Consider the following 17813-nt stretch of genomic DNA (forward strand, 5'->3'; position numbering starts at 1 on the left):
GCCACAGCACAGAACCTGCGCAAAATGGCAAAGCTGCTCCCAACTCCGGCATGAGGGAGCGTCGAGCCTCCCAAAACCGCCCTCCGTTTTGCGCTGCAGCACTTAATTTTTCAACAGAATTGGCGGAAAGTTGTCATTTCCTGCGACTGCGAGACCTCCGACATTTCAGTCTAAAGCGGACATTAAGGAGCCTTTGTGCAAATTGGTTGATGAAAGCCGAGTGCAGCCGCGATCAAATTTACCATTCAATTCGCAATGCCATTGGCTTGTTGAGTTTCTCGTACAAAGCGGACGATCTTTCTTAGATCGTTTTGTGAGATGTGAGGCAGAGCAGGCATATTGCCATACGGCCAGTGATGTTGACGCACTCCATTGGCAACAGCGAGGGAAAAGCTCATGTCTGCATGATGGCTGGGCTTGTAGATTGGGTGAATGAGAGGCGGCCCCATATCTGACCCGCGACCGTTTTCGCCGTGACAGGCTGCACAATTGTCGTTGAACAGTTCCTGTCCCCTGATTGCAAGCAGAGACAATTCCGGCACGATCACATCGACGGATCTTGCTGAAGATTGTGAAGGGTTACCCATGTGCTGGAAAGGTCTTGCGAAGATCATAAGCCCACCGGCGATCAGTATGGCTACCACAGCATATTTCATCCAGCTCATGACGGCTCCTTCCCATCGGCTTTCATTTGCGATTGCAGCTCGGAGCCCCCTCGACGCGCTGCATGGTGATTTGTATGACCCATTAGGCGGTGCATGAAGAGATGCATGACAAGGCAGCCAGCCAGTGGCAGCAAAATAGACAAGCCACTGCCCGCCGTTATGTCGTCTTTGCTGGCAACAAGCACAATGGTTGCCCCCAAAAGCATAAACACACAGCAGATGGCCATCATCCAACCGTGACCTGTTTTGGGTGTCAGGCGGCTGACGATGGAAGGTTGAACCGTTTGTTCAGTATCGTTGGTCATGGAATTTGCCCTATTAAGCCACCAAGAACCGGGGCCTATTTCAAGATTGGTTGCAGTGCACAGGAAATCTGGGAACAGTGACGAAGCCGGCTCGGTTTGAGCAAACCGGGCAGCCGCGGAACGGATCAACTCCATTCCACGACCACTGTTCACTCGGTGTAAGCAATTGCGCTAGCTATTATTTTTGAGCAGGCTCAGAGGGACGCTTTCGATTTTCATCCAAGTTATTGCCGCTCATCCATTCCCTAATTTGCTCGAGATGGGAGCTCATAAAGCCTGCCATATTGGACATCATATCCGTCATGCTGCCGGATTCAGACATCATGGTATGCATCTGCTCCATCATGGCGCCGTCCATCATGCCATTGCCCATCATGGAGGACCTCGACATCATATGGCCTGCATTGGGCATGCCTTGGAAGCGACTGGAGGGAGTAGAAGAGGCATCACTGTCGTGGGCAAAACCAGACAGAGGAAGGGCGACGGCTCCTGCCAGTGCAAGAACGGTTGCTGCTGTGATCAGCTTGAGTTTCATAGGAATTTCCTTTGATTGCGTTTCGAAAAGAGATTTACGAACGTCAATCAAAGGCGCGGAGGCGGTGGTTCTGGCGAAAAGGATTGTGCGTTGGGAGATTGTTCCCGACAGATAGGATCACGGCCACTCAGCGAAAAGGGGAAAGCCAAGGCAATCAGAGGCAGAATGGTCGCCTGAAAGCTACAATGCGCCGAAGCCCGGTTCATCATGCCTTCGCAGTCTTCGCAGCCACCGGACATCATATCGTGCATCGCGGCCATATCCATGGTTTCCATCATAGACATATGCTGCTGCACGGAAGAATTGGGGTCTTTCAATGAAGATTTGATAGCGCCCAAGCTCGCTCCGGAAAGGCCAAGCGAGATCAGGCCGAATAGCATCAGCGCATAACCAAGCTTTGCAAATCTGGAGGCGGTTTGGATCATCTGCTTTGGGCTTTACCGGATTGAAGTTTTATAATTGGGCGATCAGCTTTATTCGCACCTAGTCATCACAACAGCTAGACTTGCCCTCGCTGCCCACAGCCCAGCTCATGGTCTCGCTCGAAAGGCCATCAAGAATTGGGCAATCTGGTTTGCTGTTGCCATGGCAATGGTCAACTAGCGTTCTCAGGGTGGCTTTCAGTGATTGTAGCTCGGTGATCTTGCGGTCGATTTCAACGATCTTGCTCTGAGCGATCGCCTTCACATCAGAACTTGCACGATCCTTGTCGTCATAGAGGGACAATAGAAGCCGACATTCCTCGATGCTGAAGCCGAGGCTCCGCGAACGCTTGAGGAACGTCAGGCGATGAATGTCTTGTTCGCTGTAGGTGCGATAGCCGTTTTCTGAGCGGATCGGCGAAATCAGGTCGATCTCCTCATAGTATCGGATCGTCTTAGCGGGCAATTCTGTCTGACGTGCAGCCTGTCCAATATTCATGGTCTCTCTCTGAGTGTGTGTGAGCCATATATGCGTTTCAACTGGTCCAGTTCCTGGCGTGAAAAACCCAGACTTTCGGCCTTGGCAATGAGATGCGGTAACGTTTCAGCCTGCTTCTTTTTCGGCAGCTGCCGTTTGCCGAGCCATCCATTCTCTGGCTTCTTCATTTCAATGATCCCTTTCATGTAAGGCTTCCAGTAACAGAAAGGTCAAGCCATAAATGCAGAGGAAAGAACGCTTCTTCTACAGTCTGAAAACGCCTTTAGGGGCGAAGGTTTGGCAGGGCTGCTTGTGTAAGCAGCCCCACTTTTCGTTGCTGCAATCGATTATTTGGATTGCTTGGCTTGCTTGGTCAGAACCGTGGCCCAGCCATCGGTGAGCATGGAGATGGTGACCGTCTCGCCAGCCCGAAGACAGCGATTGACACTCATGCGGTGATTGTCGATCCCCTTCAGCTTGCTTCCATCGGGCATCTTGATCACATTCTCACAATGGTTGATGCCTTCTTCGTCGGGGGCGCAGTTGCTGTCGCTCAGAACCTTTGCCGTCACACTTGTTCCTGCTTCGGGCAGCGTCCCTTCGAGGATCTGAAGCGTGTATTTGCCCCCAGATCCATTCTCGACCCAAGATGAAATACCGGCCCCAGCAGGAATTTCAGGCTGCGCACTCATGGCAATTGGAGCGCCAAGAAGAAAGGCCGAGATGCCAGAAGCGATAAGGCCAGACTGGATGAATCTGTTGCTAAATCTTGTCATGGTCGCCGCCTTCAGTTCTGTTTGGTGCCGGAATGGGGCATGGAAAAGCTATGATGGGAAGCAAATTCAGATGCCTCGAGTTTGCCGTCTTTATTCTTGTCCATGAAAGCAAACATGCGGTCGTGCATGTTCTGGAACTCTTCAAGCGAAAGAGCCCCATCTCCGTCCGTGTCGAGCATGACGATCATCATCTCAGGGTTCATCATTCCGCCCATCATGTTGTTGCCCATCATCTTACCGGACATCATGGTGCCGGGCATCTGATCGCCCTGCATGGTCTGCGGTGGTTGATCTGGGTGATGTGCCGGATTGGCGAAGGCCACCTTGATCCCGAGTGCGAGGAGAAGGCTTGAAGTAGTGAAAAGAAGGATGTTTCGCATGGATTTCTCCGATTAATGCATTGTCTTGATTGCTCCGATTGCTCATCCCTTGAATGAAACGGGAAACAGCAACCGACCTCTGCCGTTCGTCAAATTGTCTTTGCTGAACGGCTGGCATGGGAATTCCGTCATCAATGGAGCCGCTGGATGCACCGTTGGCGCCAGCGGTCCGGCTTGGGACGGATCAGGACAACTGGATCGGAGGAGGCGTTTCAGGTGGCGAGCTGGCGCCAACAAGGTTGCCAATCGCAAACGGCAGAGGCTTTGACCGCTCGATTGGCAGGGAAATGCTGAGGGGATATTTCAGAAAATGGAAGGCGCATCCACTGTCGAAGGCACAGCTCTGTTGGCTCATGCCTTTATCGCATCCAGGAATGTCCACCGCGATTGACCCCAGAGTTTCAGCCGCCTCGCTGCAAGGAGCCATCTGCACATGTCCGAGTGCAAGGCTCTGGCCCGCTCCGGCGACAAGACCGAAGAGCAATATCATGGCAGCAAGGATGCTTTGCAATTGACGAGGCATTTTTGAAGCACTTGGTGAGTGGTGGCACAGGAAGCCAGCCTGTCAGGCTCCGCCAAACAGTCAGCGGTCAGGCAACGGATTCCTTTCTTGTTCCCCCATCCTAATGCTTCCAGCAGGGGGAAGGTCAAGGCAGAAAAGTTCGAAAATTTCGCTCTCTCATCCATTGACCCTCCAGTTACTGGAAACACCATATTGGTGCCACCACTTAAGTAAGGCAATCCAGTCAGTGGCCAAATTCCGCCATTTGGATGCCACGTCAGCGAGGATGATCATGACCCAGAGTTTGAATGGCACCTATCAATTGCAAGATATGGCCTGCGGCAATTGTGCGCGACAGGCTGAAGACGTGGCACGAACGATAAAGGGAGTTTCCCATGCGTCCGTCGATCTTTCCACTCAGACGATTTCCCTATCCTTTGAGCATCCGATTGAAGAGAGTCTTCTGGTCGAGGCTTTTGACAGGATCGGCTATTCGGCTGTGACGCCAAGCGCCGAGCTTTCGATCACAGGCATGCATTGCAGCCATTGCGTCACCACGATCGAAAAAGCTCTCAAGGCCATGCCGGGCATTTTGTCAGCCGAAGTCTCGTTGGCGGCCGAGAAGGCAATTGTCACATATTGGCAGGGTCGTACCGATCCCGAGGCGCTTGTCGCACGGGTCACGGAGCTCGGATTTCCAGCCCAGCCCGTCTAACAGGGAACTGAAACAGGGTTTCGCCCATTGATATTACGAATGCATACCAATCTTACCGAGCAACAGGAGGGTGCCATGTCCGCATCCGAACAGGAACACCGTCATCATCAACATCATGATCACAGTGCCCATCACTGCCATCATGACCATAAGCATGAGGGCGCAGCAAAGGAACTCGGAAAGGATGTAGCGACCGACCCGGTATGCGGTATGCAGGTGCGCGTCAAGGAGGGCGTTCGGTCCGGCCAATATGATGGTCAGAGCTATTATTTTTGCTCTGATGGCTGTCAGAAAAAGTTCAACGCAGACCCTTATTTCTATGTCTCAGGCAATGCAAAGAAGGCGCACCAACAGAGCCAGCCGGGCGCCCAATGGACTTGCCCGATGCATCCCGAAATCATTCAGGATGAACCGGGCGATTGCCCCAAATGTGGTATGGCGCTTGAGCCAACCGTGCCGACGGATGAGCCTTCCGAAGAATTGGTCGACTTTACCCGCCGTCTCTGGGTGAGTGCGACTGCGGCGATCCCTCTGATGATCCTCACCATGGGGGGGATGGTGGGGCTGCCCATTCGCGACTGGCTGGGCCATCAAATGGCAGCTTATGCCGAGTTTGCCCTTGCGACACCGATTGTCTTTTGGGCTGCGCAACCCTTCTTCAAGCGAGGCGTGGATTCTATTCGCAATGGGTCGCCCAATATGTGGACCCTGATTTCGCTCGGGGTGGGGTCTGCCTATCTCTATTCGCTTTTTGCGACCTTCCTGCCCGGGCTGTTCCCCGCGCAATATCGAAGCGCCGAAGGGGTAGGCACCTATTTTGAGGCTTCTGTTGTCATCGTCGCTCTGATCTTTGTTGGCCAAGTGCTGGAACTGCGCGCCCGCGAGCGCACGGGTGATGCCATTCGTGCCTTGCTCGATCTGGCGCCAAAGACTGCGCGGCGTATCTTGCCCAATGGGGACGAATATGATGCGCCTTTGGAGAATATCGCTGCGGGTGACCTGTTGCGCGTCCGTCCCGGTGACAGCATCCCGGTGGATGGCGACGTAACCGAAGGGCATTCCTCCGTTGATGAAAGCATGATCACCGGCGAACCGGTTCCCATTGAGAAGAAGAAAGGCGACAAAGTTACCGGTGGCACCATCAACAAGAATGGCACGCTTGCCATTCGTGCGACCCATATCGGGGCTGAGACGGTGCTCTCCCAGATCGTTGGCATGGTCTCAAGTGCCCGGCAATCCCGCGCGCCCATTCAGGGACTGGCTGACAAAGTCTCTGCCGTCTTTGTGCCGACGGTTGTGGGTGCGGCAGTGTTGGCCTTTGCCATCTGGCTCATATTCGGGCCAGATCCCGCTCTCGCCTTTGCCATTGCGGCGGCGGTGTCGGTGCTGATCATCGCCTGTCCCTGTGCGCTTGGTCTTGCAACCCCCATCTCGATCACCACGGCGGCGGGGCGTGGGGCACAAGCCGGTGTCCTGATCAAAGACGCTGAAGCTCTTGAGCGCATGGCACGGGTTGACACCGTGATTGTCGACAAAACCGGCACCTTGACGGAAGGAAAGCCCCAGCTGACGGATGTGGTTTCCTTTGGTGATTTTGACGAACAATCCGTTTTGGCGATGGCCGCAGCCCTTGAACGTGGGTCTGAGCATCCACTGGCCGAAGCGATTGTCAGTGGTGCGAAAGACCGAGGGGCGAGCCGTCTCGAAGCCTCAGTTTTTGAGGCCATGACCGGCAAGGGCGTCAAGGGGCGGGTTGAAGGGAAGAGTGTTGCGCTTGGCAATGCGGCCATGCTCAAGGCTCTGTCGGTTGATGTCGATGAAGCCTCACAGCAGGCAGCTCGGCTGCAGGACGCTGGCAAGACCGCGATGTTTGTTGCGATTGAGGGAACGCTGGCTGGCATCGTCGCTGTTGCAGATCCGATCAAGGAAAGCACAGCGCAGGCCATCAAGGACCTGCATGCCTTAGGTCTAACCGTCATTATGGCCACCGGCGACAATGAGCGCACGGCAAAGGCCGTTGCCAACAAGCTTGGGATTGACGATGTGCGAGCCGGTGTGTTGCCCGAAGACAAGAAAACACTGGTTGAGGAGCTGCATGGCAAAGGGTCTTTTGTGGCCATGGCCGGCGATGGGGTCAATGATGCACCCGCGCTTGCGGCGGCCGATGTTGGCATTGCCATGGGCACCGGGGCGGATGTTGCCATGGAAAGCGCTGGCATCACGCTTCTTGGCGGCGATCTCTCCGGTCTTGTTCGGGCGAGAAAGCTGTCAACCAAGACGCTGAGCAACATCAAGCAGAATTTGTTCTTCGCCTTTATTTACAATCTGGCTGGTGTCCCGCTGGCTGCAGGCATCCTCTATCCGGTCTTTGGTCTTTTGCTCTCGCCAATGATTGCGGCAGCAGCCATGAGCCTGTCGTCGGTGTCGGTCATCGCCAATGCACTAAGGTTGCGACGCATCGATCTTTAGACAAAGCTTTGTTTCGCAAAGCGAGGAAACAAGGAAGGCGTAAGATTATCAAGGCTCAGTAAGCCTTAAGAGCAAGGAGAGAAAACCATGTATGGGAATGGAATGGGTTTAGGAATGGGCTTTGGTGGTATCGGAATGTGGATTTTCATCATCATCGGCATTCTCATCATCACCGCGCTCATCAAATACCTGTTGAAGTAGCCGTCCGTCTGGATCGCAAATGTCACGCCTTGCAAAGCACTTTGCTGAAATGGTTTTGAAAGACCGCTTTGCCAAAACGACATGGAATGAAAAGACAATCATGAATGTCGGCTAATGGGATGTACCGGCTGCTTCCCCCAACTCAGCAGGTTATAGTTTGACTGTTTGACCTGCAGATTAGGAGAAGTGGCATGACGAAGAAAGCAATTGATACCTTGATGTCGATTGGTGTCGATATCGGCAAGGACACATTCCATCTTGTTGGCTTTGATTTTGACGGCCAGCTTGTTCTGCGTAAGAAGATCAAACGACTGGCCTTGCTGCAGACCTTCGAAACTCTGCCAAGATGCGTCGTTGGCATGGAAGCGTGCCTCAGTGCTCACTTTGTCAGTCGATCCTTGCGTAGGCTCGGGTTCAAACCTCGTATCATCCCCGCCATTTATGTGAAGCCGTTTATCAAGGGGCAGAAGAATGACTATAATGACGCCGAAGCTATTGCAGAGGCGGCCTTGCGACCGAACTTGCCGACAGTGCCAGAGAAAAGCCAGGATCAGCTCGACCTGCAAGCACTCCATCGTGTCAGGTCCCGCCTGGTGTCCCGCCGGACTGCAACGATAAACCAGATCCGCGCCTTTCTGATTGAACAAGGCATCACGGTGCGCAAGGGTCTGCGGGCTTTGAAGAATTCCTTCGAAACCATTCTCGAGCAGCGCAAAGATGAGGTCTCTCCCCGAATGCGCAAAATTCTGTTCGGTCTTTATGGTGACTGGCTCTGGCTCGATGACAGGATCGAAGCTGTCTCTAAAGAGATAGAAGAGATCAGTCAGAGGGAAGAGAATTGCGTCAACGTGATGACGATTCCCGGGATCGGCCCGATGATCTCGACGGCGATGGTTGCAGCAATAGGGACTGGAGAGGCTTTTGATCGAGGCCGTGATTTTGCTGCATGGGTTGGTCTGGTTCCAAGGCAATACAGTACCGGAGGCCGAACGATCCTTGGTCGAATATCCAAGCGAGGCAGCCGATACTTACGCATGCTCTTCGTTCAGGCAGCAAAGGTCATCCTGATGAGGACCAATCGATGGCCAGACTTCAGCTTTGGTGACTGGCTAACACGAGCATCAGAACGGATGCATCGCAACAAGTTGGCGGTGGCTTTGGCCAATAAACTGGCCCGGATGGCCTGGAGTATCCTCAAACACAAAACGGCGTTTGACGCGCCAAGAAATGCGGTTGTGATTGGAATCTGAAAACACTCACGACCTCAAACGAGTTCGCGATAGACAGAATGCATGGAACGGAAACATTACGCCCCCAGAATCTGACGGCCCATTCGGTCAATTTGGACCTTGCAGCTAATGAGATCACGGTGCGAGCGTAACCCCAACAAGGCCACGACCCGCGTGTCGATCAAAAGGCCGGATACATATGAGCGACTTCCAGCGACATGCAAAGAAATCTCTTGCGAACAGCAGCCGGTACATACATTTGGGCCGACACGGCAGGTTTTTCTAAAGATTGAGAAATGGTTGTTTAATCGAGCTATGCTATCAATAGGGGGGGGATAGGAGGGCTCTCATGTATAAACAGCCATTTCCCCGGAAGGGCAAATTCCGTAGGAAAAAGCGAAGTAACACAATACTGAAAATTGGTTCAGTCTTCGGCTCGCTTCTAGTGCTGGTGCTTGGAGTGCACCTGATTAGCGCAAGAGGGGATGTTAAGACCGCTGTTGGTGCCCTTGTGGGGCAGTGCCGCATAAAGGGCAACATCAGTGTTAATGGTGGCAAGAGAATTTACCACGTTCCTGGTCAGAAATACTATCTTATCACTCGAATAGACCTGATCGGGGGAGAGCGTTGGTTTTGCTCTGAAGCTCAGGCCAGAGCGGCAGGATGGCGTCGGTCTCGCGTCTAGCGTCGGATTGACCCCATGGCTGTTTTCAGGACTAATCGCTGAAATGTTGCGTTCTAAGCGAACGGCAGGTTTTGGGAAAATGCTGCACCTCGTTCGAATGACTGCAATGGGGAAGTCGCTTTGAGGTTCGTGACGGCTGGCGAGTGACCGCATTGGGCCGGAAAACACTGCACTAAGAAAGGATCCCTTAGGTCGCGCTTTCGCCGTCACCGAGCAGGTCAGCACCAATTTGATCTGCAATGCTCCGTAGTGGGTCAGCTTTCAAATGCGCATAGCGCTGAGTGGTAGCGCTGTCCCTATGTCCAAGCAATGCTCCGATCATGGGCAAGCTAGCGCCACTGGCAACGGCCAGGCTGGCAAAGGAATGCCTGAGGTCATGAATACGCAGTTTTTCGTCTCCGAACTCTTTGCGCAAATCACGCCACACTTTTGTCGTTCCAACGTAGAACCCATCTCCACGTTCGCTTGGAAAGACATACGGATTACGCCTTTCGCGAAACTGTTCAGCCTGTTTCAAAAGCTCAGCGACCGTAGCGCTTATCGGAACAGATTTCTGACCAGTTTTACTATCCTCCAAATGCAAAGTGCTCTCCGCGAGTGAAACTTCAGACCATTTAAGCTGCTCAATCTCACCTCGCCGAGCACCCGTTAATGCAAGCAGCCTGATAATCATGGCGGCTTTAGGATTTGCGCCCTGGCTTTCTCTTTCTCCCAGCAATGCAAGAAGACGCCCCAACTCCTCATGGGTCAGAAAGCGTTGATTTTTTCGATCTGGGAAACGTTTGACACCATGTACGGGATTGTCTGATCGGTACCCCAACTCTATCGCGAAAGAAAAGATCCCTCCTAGCAATCCAATGGTCCGAGAAGCCGTACCTTTCCCACCGAGGCGGTCGGCGACGGGACCTAATCCATCTTTCGGCAAGCTCCCTTCTGCCACTTTTTTCAATAGCGAGCGAACGTGGCTAGATTTGGCATCGGAAACGAGAACCTCCCCTATTATTGGCTTTATATGGCGCTCGATTCTCCCCTTATCGGTGGCAACGGTTGCAGCCTTCTTTGTTGATACGCCCTCTTCCAAATAGAGATCGCATAACTCTGCAATGGTCAGATCTTTCCGTTTCGCTTGCCGAGCGGCCATAGGGTCTTCGCCATGCGCAACCTCGCCTAACAGTCTCCTTGCCTCAGACCTAGCCTGATCTGGCGTCCAAGGTGAACCATGACGCCCGATTGAAAGCCGCCGGACGCGCCCACGCCTCCCACCCTCGCCACGATATTGAACCACATAGGTCTTCAAGCCGGACGGACTGACTTTTAGGCCAAAGCCTTTCAAGTTCTCATCCCAGAAAAACTGAACTTTTTCAGATGCCCTGGCCGCATCCACAAATCGCTTTGAAAGCCTCTGCCCCATATCGCGCCCTCAAAAAGTAAGCACCTGGTAAGCACACTATAATGATTTCAAGCCAATTTCAAGGCCAATCCGGGAACTAGATTTATCGCAAAAATTCTATATTTTATATTAAAATCAATAGATTATGTGACGATCACAAATCCCATGGGAACACAATTTCACTGCCCTCCGAAGGCAGAGGCCAGAGGTTCGAATCCTCTCGGGTGCGCCAATATCTCATTGAAATTACTGATAATTTTCAAGTCCACTTAATGGGCAGGAGAATTGCTGTACGCCAAATTTCGTTCCAATTCCCTCGAATTTCGTACAAAGCCCGTACAAGCAACCACTTCCATGATCAGCCAGTTCATCACAAAACATAGCAATCGAATGCACTGATATTTCCCGCAATTGGGTTTTGTTGTCCAGTTCTAACTAACCCCCAAGGGTGTTTTCCGTCGAGTGATTTGTGACTGATGCTGGCGGCTACCGAGAAAGCGAGGTCCCTTGCAATTGCTCTATCCTGTCGGCGCCAGATCCGTCATTCCTCAACGCTGGCGAAGCCCGCGACCTGCCAAGGTTGGATAGAGACCTGGCCGAACATGACCGGAAAGGTTAGCTTGCGGACCAGATCGACGGAGGCGGCGAAACCTATCCCAGCGCTTCGCCAGTTGGTTTCGACCTCGGGCATCATGGCGGCATAGGCGTCCATGACCCGCTTGACTTCGGGGTTCCCACCGATGCCGATGACGAAGCCCGAGCCGAGGATTTCTGACGCGGCCCGGAATGGCTGCTGATGGATATGGATGCCTTCCTTTGCATATTTCAGATGGAGGCGGCGTAAATCATCCAACGTCCATGAACTCATGCTCGATCTGCCTTTACTGCCGGCTCCCGGTTCCGATTTTGCTCGATGGGAATGGGAATAAGGTCAAGCGGTCCAAAACCACGCAAGCGCAACTGCGAGAATTTTTGATTGGAAAGGTCAATATCGAGTTCGGACGTGAAGGGGACAAGGTATGTACTGGCGTCGAAGCCGTTGAAATTTATGCCCTGAGCCTTTAGCGCCTTGAAGACCTTGCACGTAGCTGAGACAAAAATCGGCATAAGGTCGAGATATGCTTGATCGTCTGGGTATCTGTGCTGCGAACGAAAAGCGCGGATTTTTGGCAATCCCAGTTGAGAATCTATCACCGTGAACCGGTTGGCCGCTTTCGCACCTTTCACGGAGATGTCCAGATACGGCGATGAGCATGAAGGGTCGAGGCGTGCGTCCAGATCGTCCAATCTCACGTGATGGGACATTAAGATCGGAGCGCCGTGGGTCGTTGGGTGGCTGGCAAGCAAAAAAGATGCGCCGAGCCAAGGTTCCAGTCCACCTCGTTCAAGGTGCAGGCGTCGCTTAAGACTAACGAAGAGCGGGTGATCGTGGTGATGGATTGCGTTCCGTATGGCTATCATCAGGGCGGTGTCGCCATGATCGAAATAGGGAAATAGCTTATTTGAAACATCATAAAGCGTATGAAAAGCCTCAAGCTTCATCTCGAAGCCACGATCCACATTATCAATCGCTTCTTCGGCGTCGATCTTAAACAGTTCACCAAAGCGCATTTGCGCTTCAACGTAAATTCTCATGCTGTTTGCGAGCCTGCTGACTGCATTCTCGATGATTTTCCTACTATCCAAAGGCTTGTCCTTACCGATACTCGGATTTTCCGTCGTTTATTTCCATCGCGGCTGATTTAGTAAATAGGGTGTGTGCAACACGATCTGCGAGCCAACTGGGCGGGTGTGCCGACTGTGGAATTGCTAGATTGTTTCGATTGACGATTTCTACTTTAAAGTGGCACTGGTAGCTACCCCGCCGAACTAAATTACCCCTAGAATTATAGACACTTTGTTCCCTAAAAATGCTGCACCTCGCTTCAATGTCCGGAATGGCGAAGCTTGCTTTTGAGCTATAAAGGCCGACGAATGTCCGCATTGGGTCGCAGTTTCTGAGCGCCCCATTCGCGTATACTAAAGGTCCCACCATTTTCAATGTCGTGCTTGGGCTCGACCCCGACTGATGCGGTGCATCATTGCCCGAAATTGCTCATCAGGGGGCTTGACTGGCATTCGCTACAAACGTTTGATCCAGGTGTTTAGGTACAGTTCGTTGTGGCTAAATACAGGCGAATCTGCCATGAAAATAAAACAATTGAGAACAGATTACACGCATGTATTTCTCCACGAACTAGACTATCGATCGCAACGCATGAGCAACCTGCCACAACTCAGAAAGAGAACCGTCGACGGTAAGCTGTATGAGCGCAGAGCCGCGACGGAAGTCGCCATTCTCAAATGTCTCGAACTAACATTTGAGGAGTTTTGCGATCGTGCCGAATTTAGCGTCAGAAAAAGTCCTGACTATATCCCTTCGGAGGTACTGGTATACTTTATCAGGCAGACGAAGTCTCACAATCAGGATGCTCAATTCGGTAAGCTCTATAAAATTTTGCAAAAACGCATAAAGAGCGTTTGTCCTCGATCAGAAGTCCTTAGTGGATCGAAAGAGGGCGCGGTTGCACATTTATTGGACTTACAAGACTACGTGCTTGATGACTTCGCTGAACGCGTTATGTGCGACCGACAAACATATGAAGAGAGCCTTGACGCCTACGAAGTTGCATTCGACCGTATGATAGCTCGTCGGAAAGATGAGGCCCTGCGAAAAATGTACCGCCGGGACAAGCCGACCATGCCGCTCGAATACGACGCAGATGGAGACATTCCTGCTGATATCGAGAAAGGTCTTGAAGAGCTGAATCCAGATAATTCGTGCTTTGAAGACGAAATCACTTACCGGTTTCAGCTACAGCGCGCGATTGACTCCCTTCCAGTTGATGAAAGGCGGGTTATCACCATGATCTTTGCAGGAATACCAAGCGAAAGTAACGACCCTGAGGTTCAAACAATTTCGACGATCCTTCAATGCAAACCACAAACAGTCCGAAACCGCCGCAATAGAGCAGTCAAGAAACTACAGGCGATATTGGGAACGAAGGTGAAAGATGCCAACTGAGTTGAACCGCGATGCGATCTTGGACGACTTCGCCATGGAGGACCCGATCGCACCAGAAACACTGAGAAGCTACATTGAAAAGTATCCGTCTTTCGCTGTCGAGTTGACGGACCTTTACCACGAGTTGCTTCTGATGGATCTCTCATCTGCTGTGGATGGTATACAGCTAGAGACAAAGTTGGTGGTCGAGCCAGCACAGCAAGATGTTGCGTTTGTTGCAAACGCTCTCTCCGGCAGTAACCTACGGAGTTTGGCCGAGAAACTGGGCCTACCCCGAGACTACATTGCTGGGTTCAGGGATAGAAAATTTCGACTTGGAACAATCCCGGGTACATTGCTCGTAAATTTGGCCAAGTCAGCCAGCATCTCAGTTCATCAACTGATCACCTATTTCCAGGCCCCCAATAGGATTGGGGCCCAAATGGCTTATAAGGCAGATGGAAAACCACAGGGCTACTCTGAGATTGAATACGATGAGTTCGTTCAAGGACTTGGCTTGAATGTTAAAGAGCTGGAAGCTCTCAAAAGATTGTCAGTGTCAGATGGATCAGATTGAGCTCGCTCGGCAGAAAGCCACCCAACTGCATGATGACCTAGTCGCAAAGGGCGGCGATCCAACCAGTCCGCTAAACTTCATACTGCAGGAGGCCAAGAGACGTGGCATCGAAGTTCGCGCATATTCAAAGGGCCACACTCAACTCGAGGGTGGACGGGCGCTTTTTGATGCCGATGCACACGCCATCCGCCACGAGGAAACCGGCAGCGACTTTCTCAATGCGTTTTTGATCGCCCATGAAATCGGTCATGATGAGTTCGGTAATGGTGGCGAAGCCATTCCGGCTGTGGAAGTTGATCCGGCGCGCTCAGCCGACCCGGCAGCTACCGGAGCGGAGCGTCTATTGGATTACAGCCATAAGGGCCGCCAAGAAGTTCTAATGGACCTCTTCGCTCGAGAATTTCTGTTTCCAAGATCCATGGCGCGGAAATTGTACCTTGATGAGGCGCTTTCTGCAGAACAGATATCGGAACGGCTTGGCGCTCCCTACGACATGGTCGCCGTTCAACTTTTTGATGCGCTGTTATTGCCGCAGATCGCGGCAACACCTCCTAAAATGTCGAAAACCAAATCGCTCAATCCGGAACAGAAAGAAGCTGCAACCCACGATGGCGATGCGTTGCTATTAAGAGCTGGTCCTGGGACGGGCAAAACCCAAACCCTCATTGGTCGGCTTGAACATCTCAGAGATAAGGGCGTTGATCCTGCTTCGATTTTGGTGCTGACCTTCTCAAACAAGGCAGCGAGTGAGCTCTCCGATCGGGCTTTGGACTTGTGGCCCGAGGCGGGGGGTGCCATTTGGATTGGGACTTTCCACTCCTTCGGACTCGACATCGTCCGCCGTTTTTACGACCGCCTGGACATTTCAAGTGAACCAAACCCACTTGATCCGACGGCGGCGATTGCACTGCTGGAAAACGAGTTTGTTCGACTGGATTTGCAACACTTCAAAGAACTGTATGATCCGACGGAACAGCTGAAGGATATCTTGGCTGCCATTTCGCGAGCCAAAGACGAAGTGGTCAACGCGCCGCGCTACAAGGAATTTGCAGACACAATGCGTGCGGCAGCAGTCACTGACGAGGACATTGAAACGGCTGAGCGTTGCCAGGAAATTGCACAAGTCTACGAGGTCTATGAATGGCTAAAGAAGAACGGCAATTTTGTTGACTTTGGAGATCTTGTTGCGCTGCCAACAGCCCTGGTTGAAACCGATCAAGAAGCACGCACCCTACTTCAGGATCGCTACACCCATATCTTGGTCGATGAATATCAAGACGTAAACCGGGCAAGTGTGCGTTTGCTTCGCGCCCTCAAACCAGATGGCAAAGGATTGTGGGTGGTCGGCGATGCAAAACAATCGATCTATCGATTCCGTGGTGCTTCCTCGTTCAATATGCAGAGGTTCAAAGAAGAGGACTTCCCCAACGGTTCTATCATGAGCCTTGTAACCAACTACCGATCTTTCCAGGAAATTTGTGACGGGTTTGTTGAATTTGCCAATAGCAACATGTTGGCGGCCGAAGCGAATGTTCAAGCTATCGCCCATCGAGGATCGTCGCAAACAAATCCGGCTTTTGTGGCTGTCGAAGGAAAAGGCAATGAAGTTGCCGAGATAGCTACTCGGATCGGAGCTGCGGTAGAATCAGGCATACCGCTCAAAGAGCAGGCTGTGTTGTGTAAGGCTAATGACCGGTTGGCAGATGTGGCCTCAGGGTTGGAAACACTTGGTGTACCTGTGTTGTATCTTGGACCACTGTTTGATCGTCCCGAGATTAAGGAAGCTCTTTCATTCCTGTCGCTGCTAACCGATCCGCGCGCCATGGGTCTTGCTTGTGTGGCCACAATCCCGGAGTTCGGGATTCCAATCAATGATCTATCGATTTGTGCGCAACAATTGGCCACCGGCGAAAAGTTACGCCCACTTGATTGGAAAGCACGCCTTTCCAACACCACGAATTTGACCTCTGATGGGCAACGCGGACTACAATCGGTCTTTAGTGCACTTAAAGGACTTAGTGAGACATCAACTCCCTGGCGCGCATTTGCAACGATTTATCTAGACAATACGGATCTGGTGCGTGGACTGTGCAACCAGGCTCAAGACGGAATGCAATTGCCTGCTATTGCCGTATGGCAGTTCCAGAACTTCCTTCGCTCGGTCCGGATAGACGGCGAAGGATACCCTGTTACTCTACTTCTTGATCACATCCGCAGACTGGTCATCCTTTCGGACGAGAGGGATTTGCGTGATTTGCCGTCAGCTGCCCAGTCCCTGAATGCTGTTCGCTTGATGACCATTCATGGAAGCAAGGGTCTTGAGTTTAAAGTGGTGCATCTTCCCAGCCTGACAAGTCGATCAATGCCTTCCGCGTATCGGCAAACCACACCCGCACCACCTGACGGAATGATTGATGGACCGATCCATAGCGGAAAAGGCGCGGTGCGCGCTGGTCACGATGAGGAACAGGAGTGTCTTTTCTTTGTGGCTTTATCCCGGGCGGAAGATATGTTGCTTTTGTACTCCTACAACAAGCGATCGAAGTTTATCGATCGCATAGCCAGCAAGTTCGATTTTCCAGCACAGTTAGCCACGACGCAGGGAAGCACAACCACTGAGAAAACAGTTGGAGTTGCCTTTGAAACGCCTTTGACGATCACGCCGTCTCAGCTTGCGCTCTATGAGAAGTGCCCGCGACGCTTCCTTTTTGCCCATGTGCTGAAGCTAGGCGGCAAGCGTACAGAATCTGCATTCATGAAGATGCACGGAGCTGTTCAAAACACCATTGATGAATTGGTGAATCTAGAAAGTTCTGTGGGTTCGGAGGCGGAGCTTGAAGCGCTGTACAAGCAACATTGGGAAGCGAGAGGGCCGGCTGACCATGGCTATGCGTCCGACTATGAACGCGCAGGGCGCCAGCTCCTCGCTTATCTATTCAAGTTGCGGCAAGGCGAGACGCCGCAACCGCCTAAAGATCTTGTCTTGAACGTGGGTCACGCTCACATTGTCGTGCGACCCGATGAATGCACGATCAGTTCTGACGGCAAACTTGTTCTACGGCGCATAAGGACGGGCCGACAGACCAAGACGTCAACAGATACAGTGGATGCTGCCGCTTATCAACTTGCAGCGGGATCAGCAGGCGACTTCGAGATTGTCTTTCTTTCCAGCGAAAATCGCAGCTCCGTAGAAATGGGCACGACCAAGCTCAATAATCGCAGGAAACAAATTGAGGTGGCGGCGGAGCGTATCCACGGCGGATCATTCCCGGCATCGCCCAAACAGCCGGCGCGCACGTGCCCGCGTTGTCCATACTTTTTCATTTGCAAAGAGGTTCCATCGGGAGACCTCTCGAAAAAAAATCTGAACTGACTTACCGGTTTTCTGGTCCGACAGCGATTGTCCTTGTGAAGGCGCTGACATGAGGTCTGCGTTCGACA

19 protein-coding genes are annotated in these 17813 nt (G+C 52.2%); 7 read left to right on the top strand and 12 right to left on the bottom strand.

Annotation, left to right across the window (positions count from 1 at the left end):
• Window positions 1–245: 245 nt before the first annotated feature.
• The 9 genes from DSD30_RS16625 to DSD30_RS21630 form a co-directional block, all read right to left on the bottom strand.
• Complete coding sequence (locus tag DSD30_RS16625) at window positions 246–665, bottom strand: c-type cytochrome (protein ID WP_114010873.1); 420 nt, start codon at window positions 663–665, stop codon at window positions 246–248.
• A complete protein-coding gene (locus DSD30_RS16630) occupies window positions 662–1105 on the bottom strand; it encodes a DUF2933 domain-containing protein (protein WP_157967747.1) in 444 nt (147 codons plus the stop codon). Before DSD30_RS16630 ends, DSD30_RS16625 begins: the two co-directional genes overlap by 4 nt.
• Window positions 1106–1148: 43 nt before the next feature.
• The gene (locus DSD30_RS16635) at window positions 1149–1505 is read right to left on the bottom strand and encodes a hypothetical protein (protein ID WP_114010875.1); all 357 of its coding nucleotides are present in this window, start codon (window positions 1503–1505) and stop codon (window positions 1149–1151) included.
• A gap of 47 nt (window positions 1506–1552) precedes the next feature.
• Window positions 1553–1789, bottom strand: a complete 237-nt coding sequence (locus DSD30_RS21625) for a hypothetical protein (RefSeq protein ID WP_157967748.1) — start codon at window positions 1787–1789, stop codon at window positions 1553–1555.
• 199 nt (window positions 1790–1988) lie between these two features.
• The gene (gene cueR, locus DSD30_RS16645; RefSeq protein WP_114010877.1) at window positions 1989–2426 is read right to left on the bottom strand and encodes a Cu(I)-responsive transcriptional regulator; all 438 of its coding nucleotides are present in this window, start codon (window positions 2424–2426) and stop codon (window positions 1989–1991) included.
• On the bottom strand, window positions 2423–2611 hold the full coding sequence (locus tag DSD30_RS16650) for a hypothetical protein (protein WP_114010878.1): 189 nt from the start codon (window positions 2609–2611) through the stop codon (window positions 2423–2425). The genes cueR and DSD30_RS16650 overlap by 4 nt, the downstream gene beginning before the upstream one ends.
• A gap of 141 nt (window positions 2612–2752) precedes the next feature.
• Window positions 2753–3181, bottom strand: a complete 429-nt coding sequence (locus tag DSD30_RS16655) for a hypothetical protein (protein WP_114010879.1) — start codon at window positions 3179–3181, stop codon at window positions 2753–2755.
• 11 nt (window positions 3182–3192) lie between these two features.
• Window positions 3193–3561, bottom strand: a complete 369-nt coding sequence (locus tag DSD30_RS16660) for an EF-hand domain-containing protein (protein WP_114010880.1) — start codon at window positions 3559–3561, stop codon at window positions 3193–3195.
• 184 nt (window positions 3562–3745) lie between these two features.
• The gene (locus DSD30_RS21630; protein WP_157967749.1) at window positions 3746–3916 is read right to left on the bottom strand and encodes a hypothetical protein; all 171 of its coding nucleotides are present in this window, start codon (window positions 3914–3916) and stop codon (window positions 3746–3748) included.
• Between the two features lie 439 nt (window positions 3917–4355).
• Here DSD30_RS21630 and DSD30_RS16670 point away from each other — a divergent pair, with 439 nt between their 5' ends.
• From DSD30_RS16670 to DSD30_RS22100, 4 genes are all read left to right on the top strand, one after another.
• A complete protein-coding gene (locus tag DSD30_RS16670; protein WP_198663004.1) occupies window positions 4356–4778 on the top strand; it encodes a heavy-metal-associated domain-containing protein in 423 nt (140 codons plus the stop codon).
• Between the two features lie 75 nt (window positions 4779–4853).
• Window positions 4854–7247: a heavy metal translocating P-type ATPase gene (locus DSD30_RS16675; RefSeq protein WP_114011117.1), complete on the top strand. Its 2394-nt coding sequence runs from the start codon at window positions 4854–4856 to the stop codon at window positions 7245–7247.
• A 392-nt stretch (window positions 7248–7639) separates the two neighbouring features.
• On the top strand, window positions 7640–8698 hold the full coding sequence (locus DSD30_RS16680) for an IS110 family RNA-guided transposase (RefSeq protein ID WP_114010883.1): 1059 nt from the start codon (window positions 7640–7642) through the stop codon (window positions 8696–8698).
• Between the two features lie 328 nt (window positions 8699–9026).
• Window positions 9027–9362 (top strand): sunset domain-containing protein, encoded by a 336-nt coding sequence (locus DSD30_RS22100; RefSeq protein WP_483458436.1) that lies wholly within the window; start codon window positions 9027–9029, stop codon window positions 9360–9362.
• A gap of 187 nt (window positions 9363–9549) precedes the next feature.
• Here DSD30_RS22100 and DSD30_RS16690 read toward each other — a convergent pair whose 3' ends face one another.
• The 3 genes from DSD30_RS16690 to DSD30_RS16705 all read right to left on the bottom strand — a co-directional run bounded on the left by DSD30_RS16690 (window position 9550) and on the right by DSD30_RS16705 (window position 12438).
• The gene (locus DSD30_RS16690; RefSeq protein WP_114010884.1) at window positions 9550–10773 is read right to left on the bottom strand and encodes a site-specific integrase; all 1224 of its coding nucleotides are present in this window, start codon (window positions 10771–10773) and stop codon (window positions 9550–9552) included.
• 520 nt (window positions 10774–11293) lie between these two features.
• A complete protein-coding gene (locus DSD30_RS16700; RefSeq protein WP_245418518.1) occupies window positions 11294–11620 on the bottom strand; it encodes a hypothetical protein in 327 nt (108 codons plus the stop codon).
• Window positions 11617–12438 carry a hypothetical protein gene (locus DSD30_RS16705; protein ID WP_245418519.1) on the bottom strand — a complete coding sequence of 274 codons (822 nt, stop codon included), beginning with the start codon at window positions 12436–12438 and terminating at the stop codon, window positions 11617–11619. The genes DSD30_RS16700 and DSD30_RS16705 overlap by 4 nt, the downstream gene beginning before the upstream one ends.
• 499 nt (window positions 12439–12937) lie before the next feature.
• Here DSD30_RS16705 and DSD30_RS16710 point away from each other — a divergent pair, with 499 nt between their 5' ends.
• From DSD30_RS16710 to DSD30_RS16720, 3 genes are read left to right on the top strand one after another with little or no spacing between them, the layout of a single operon-like run.
• The gene (locus DSD30_RS16710; RefSeq protein WP_114010886.1) at window positions 12938–13816 is read left to right on the top strand and encodes an RNA polymerase sigma factor; all 879 of its coding nucleotides are present in this window, start codon (window positions 12938–12940) and stop codon (window positions 13814–13816) included.
• Window positions 13806–14372, top strand: a complete 567-nt coding sequence (locus tag DSD30_RS16715) for a hypothetical protein (RefSeq protein WP_114010887.1) — start codon at window positions 13806–13808, stop codon at window positions 14370–14372. Before DSD30_RS16710 ends, DSD30_RS16715 begins: the two co-directional genes overlap by 11 nt.
• Complete coding sequence (locus DSD30_RS16720) at window positions 14317–17745, top strand: ATP-dependent helicase (RefSeq protein WP_198663005.1); 3429 nt, start codon at window positions 14317–14319, stop codon at window positions 17743–17745. Before DSD30_RS16715 ends, DSD30_RS16720 begins: the two co-directional genes overlap by 56 nt.
• The last annotated feature ends 68 nt before the right edge of the window (window positions 17746–17813 follow it).

Origin of the sequence: Cohaesibacter intestini, assembly GCF_003324485.1 — a bacterium.
In the GTDB taxonomy this organism is placed as follows: domain Bacteria; phylum Pseudomonadota; class Alphaproteobacteria; order Rhizobiales; family Cohaesibacteraceae; genus Cohaesibacter; species Cohaesibacter intestini.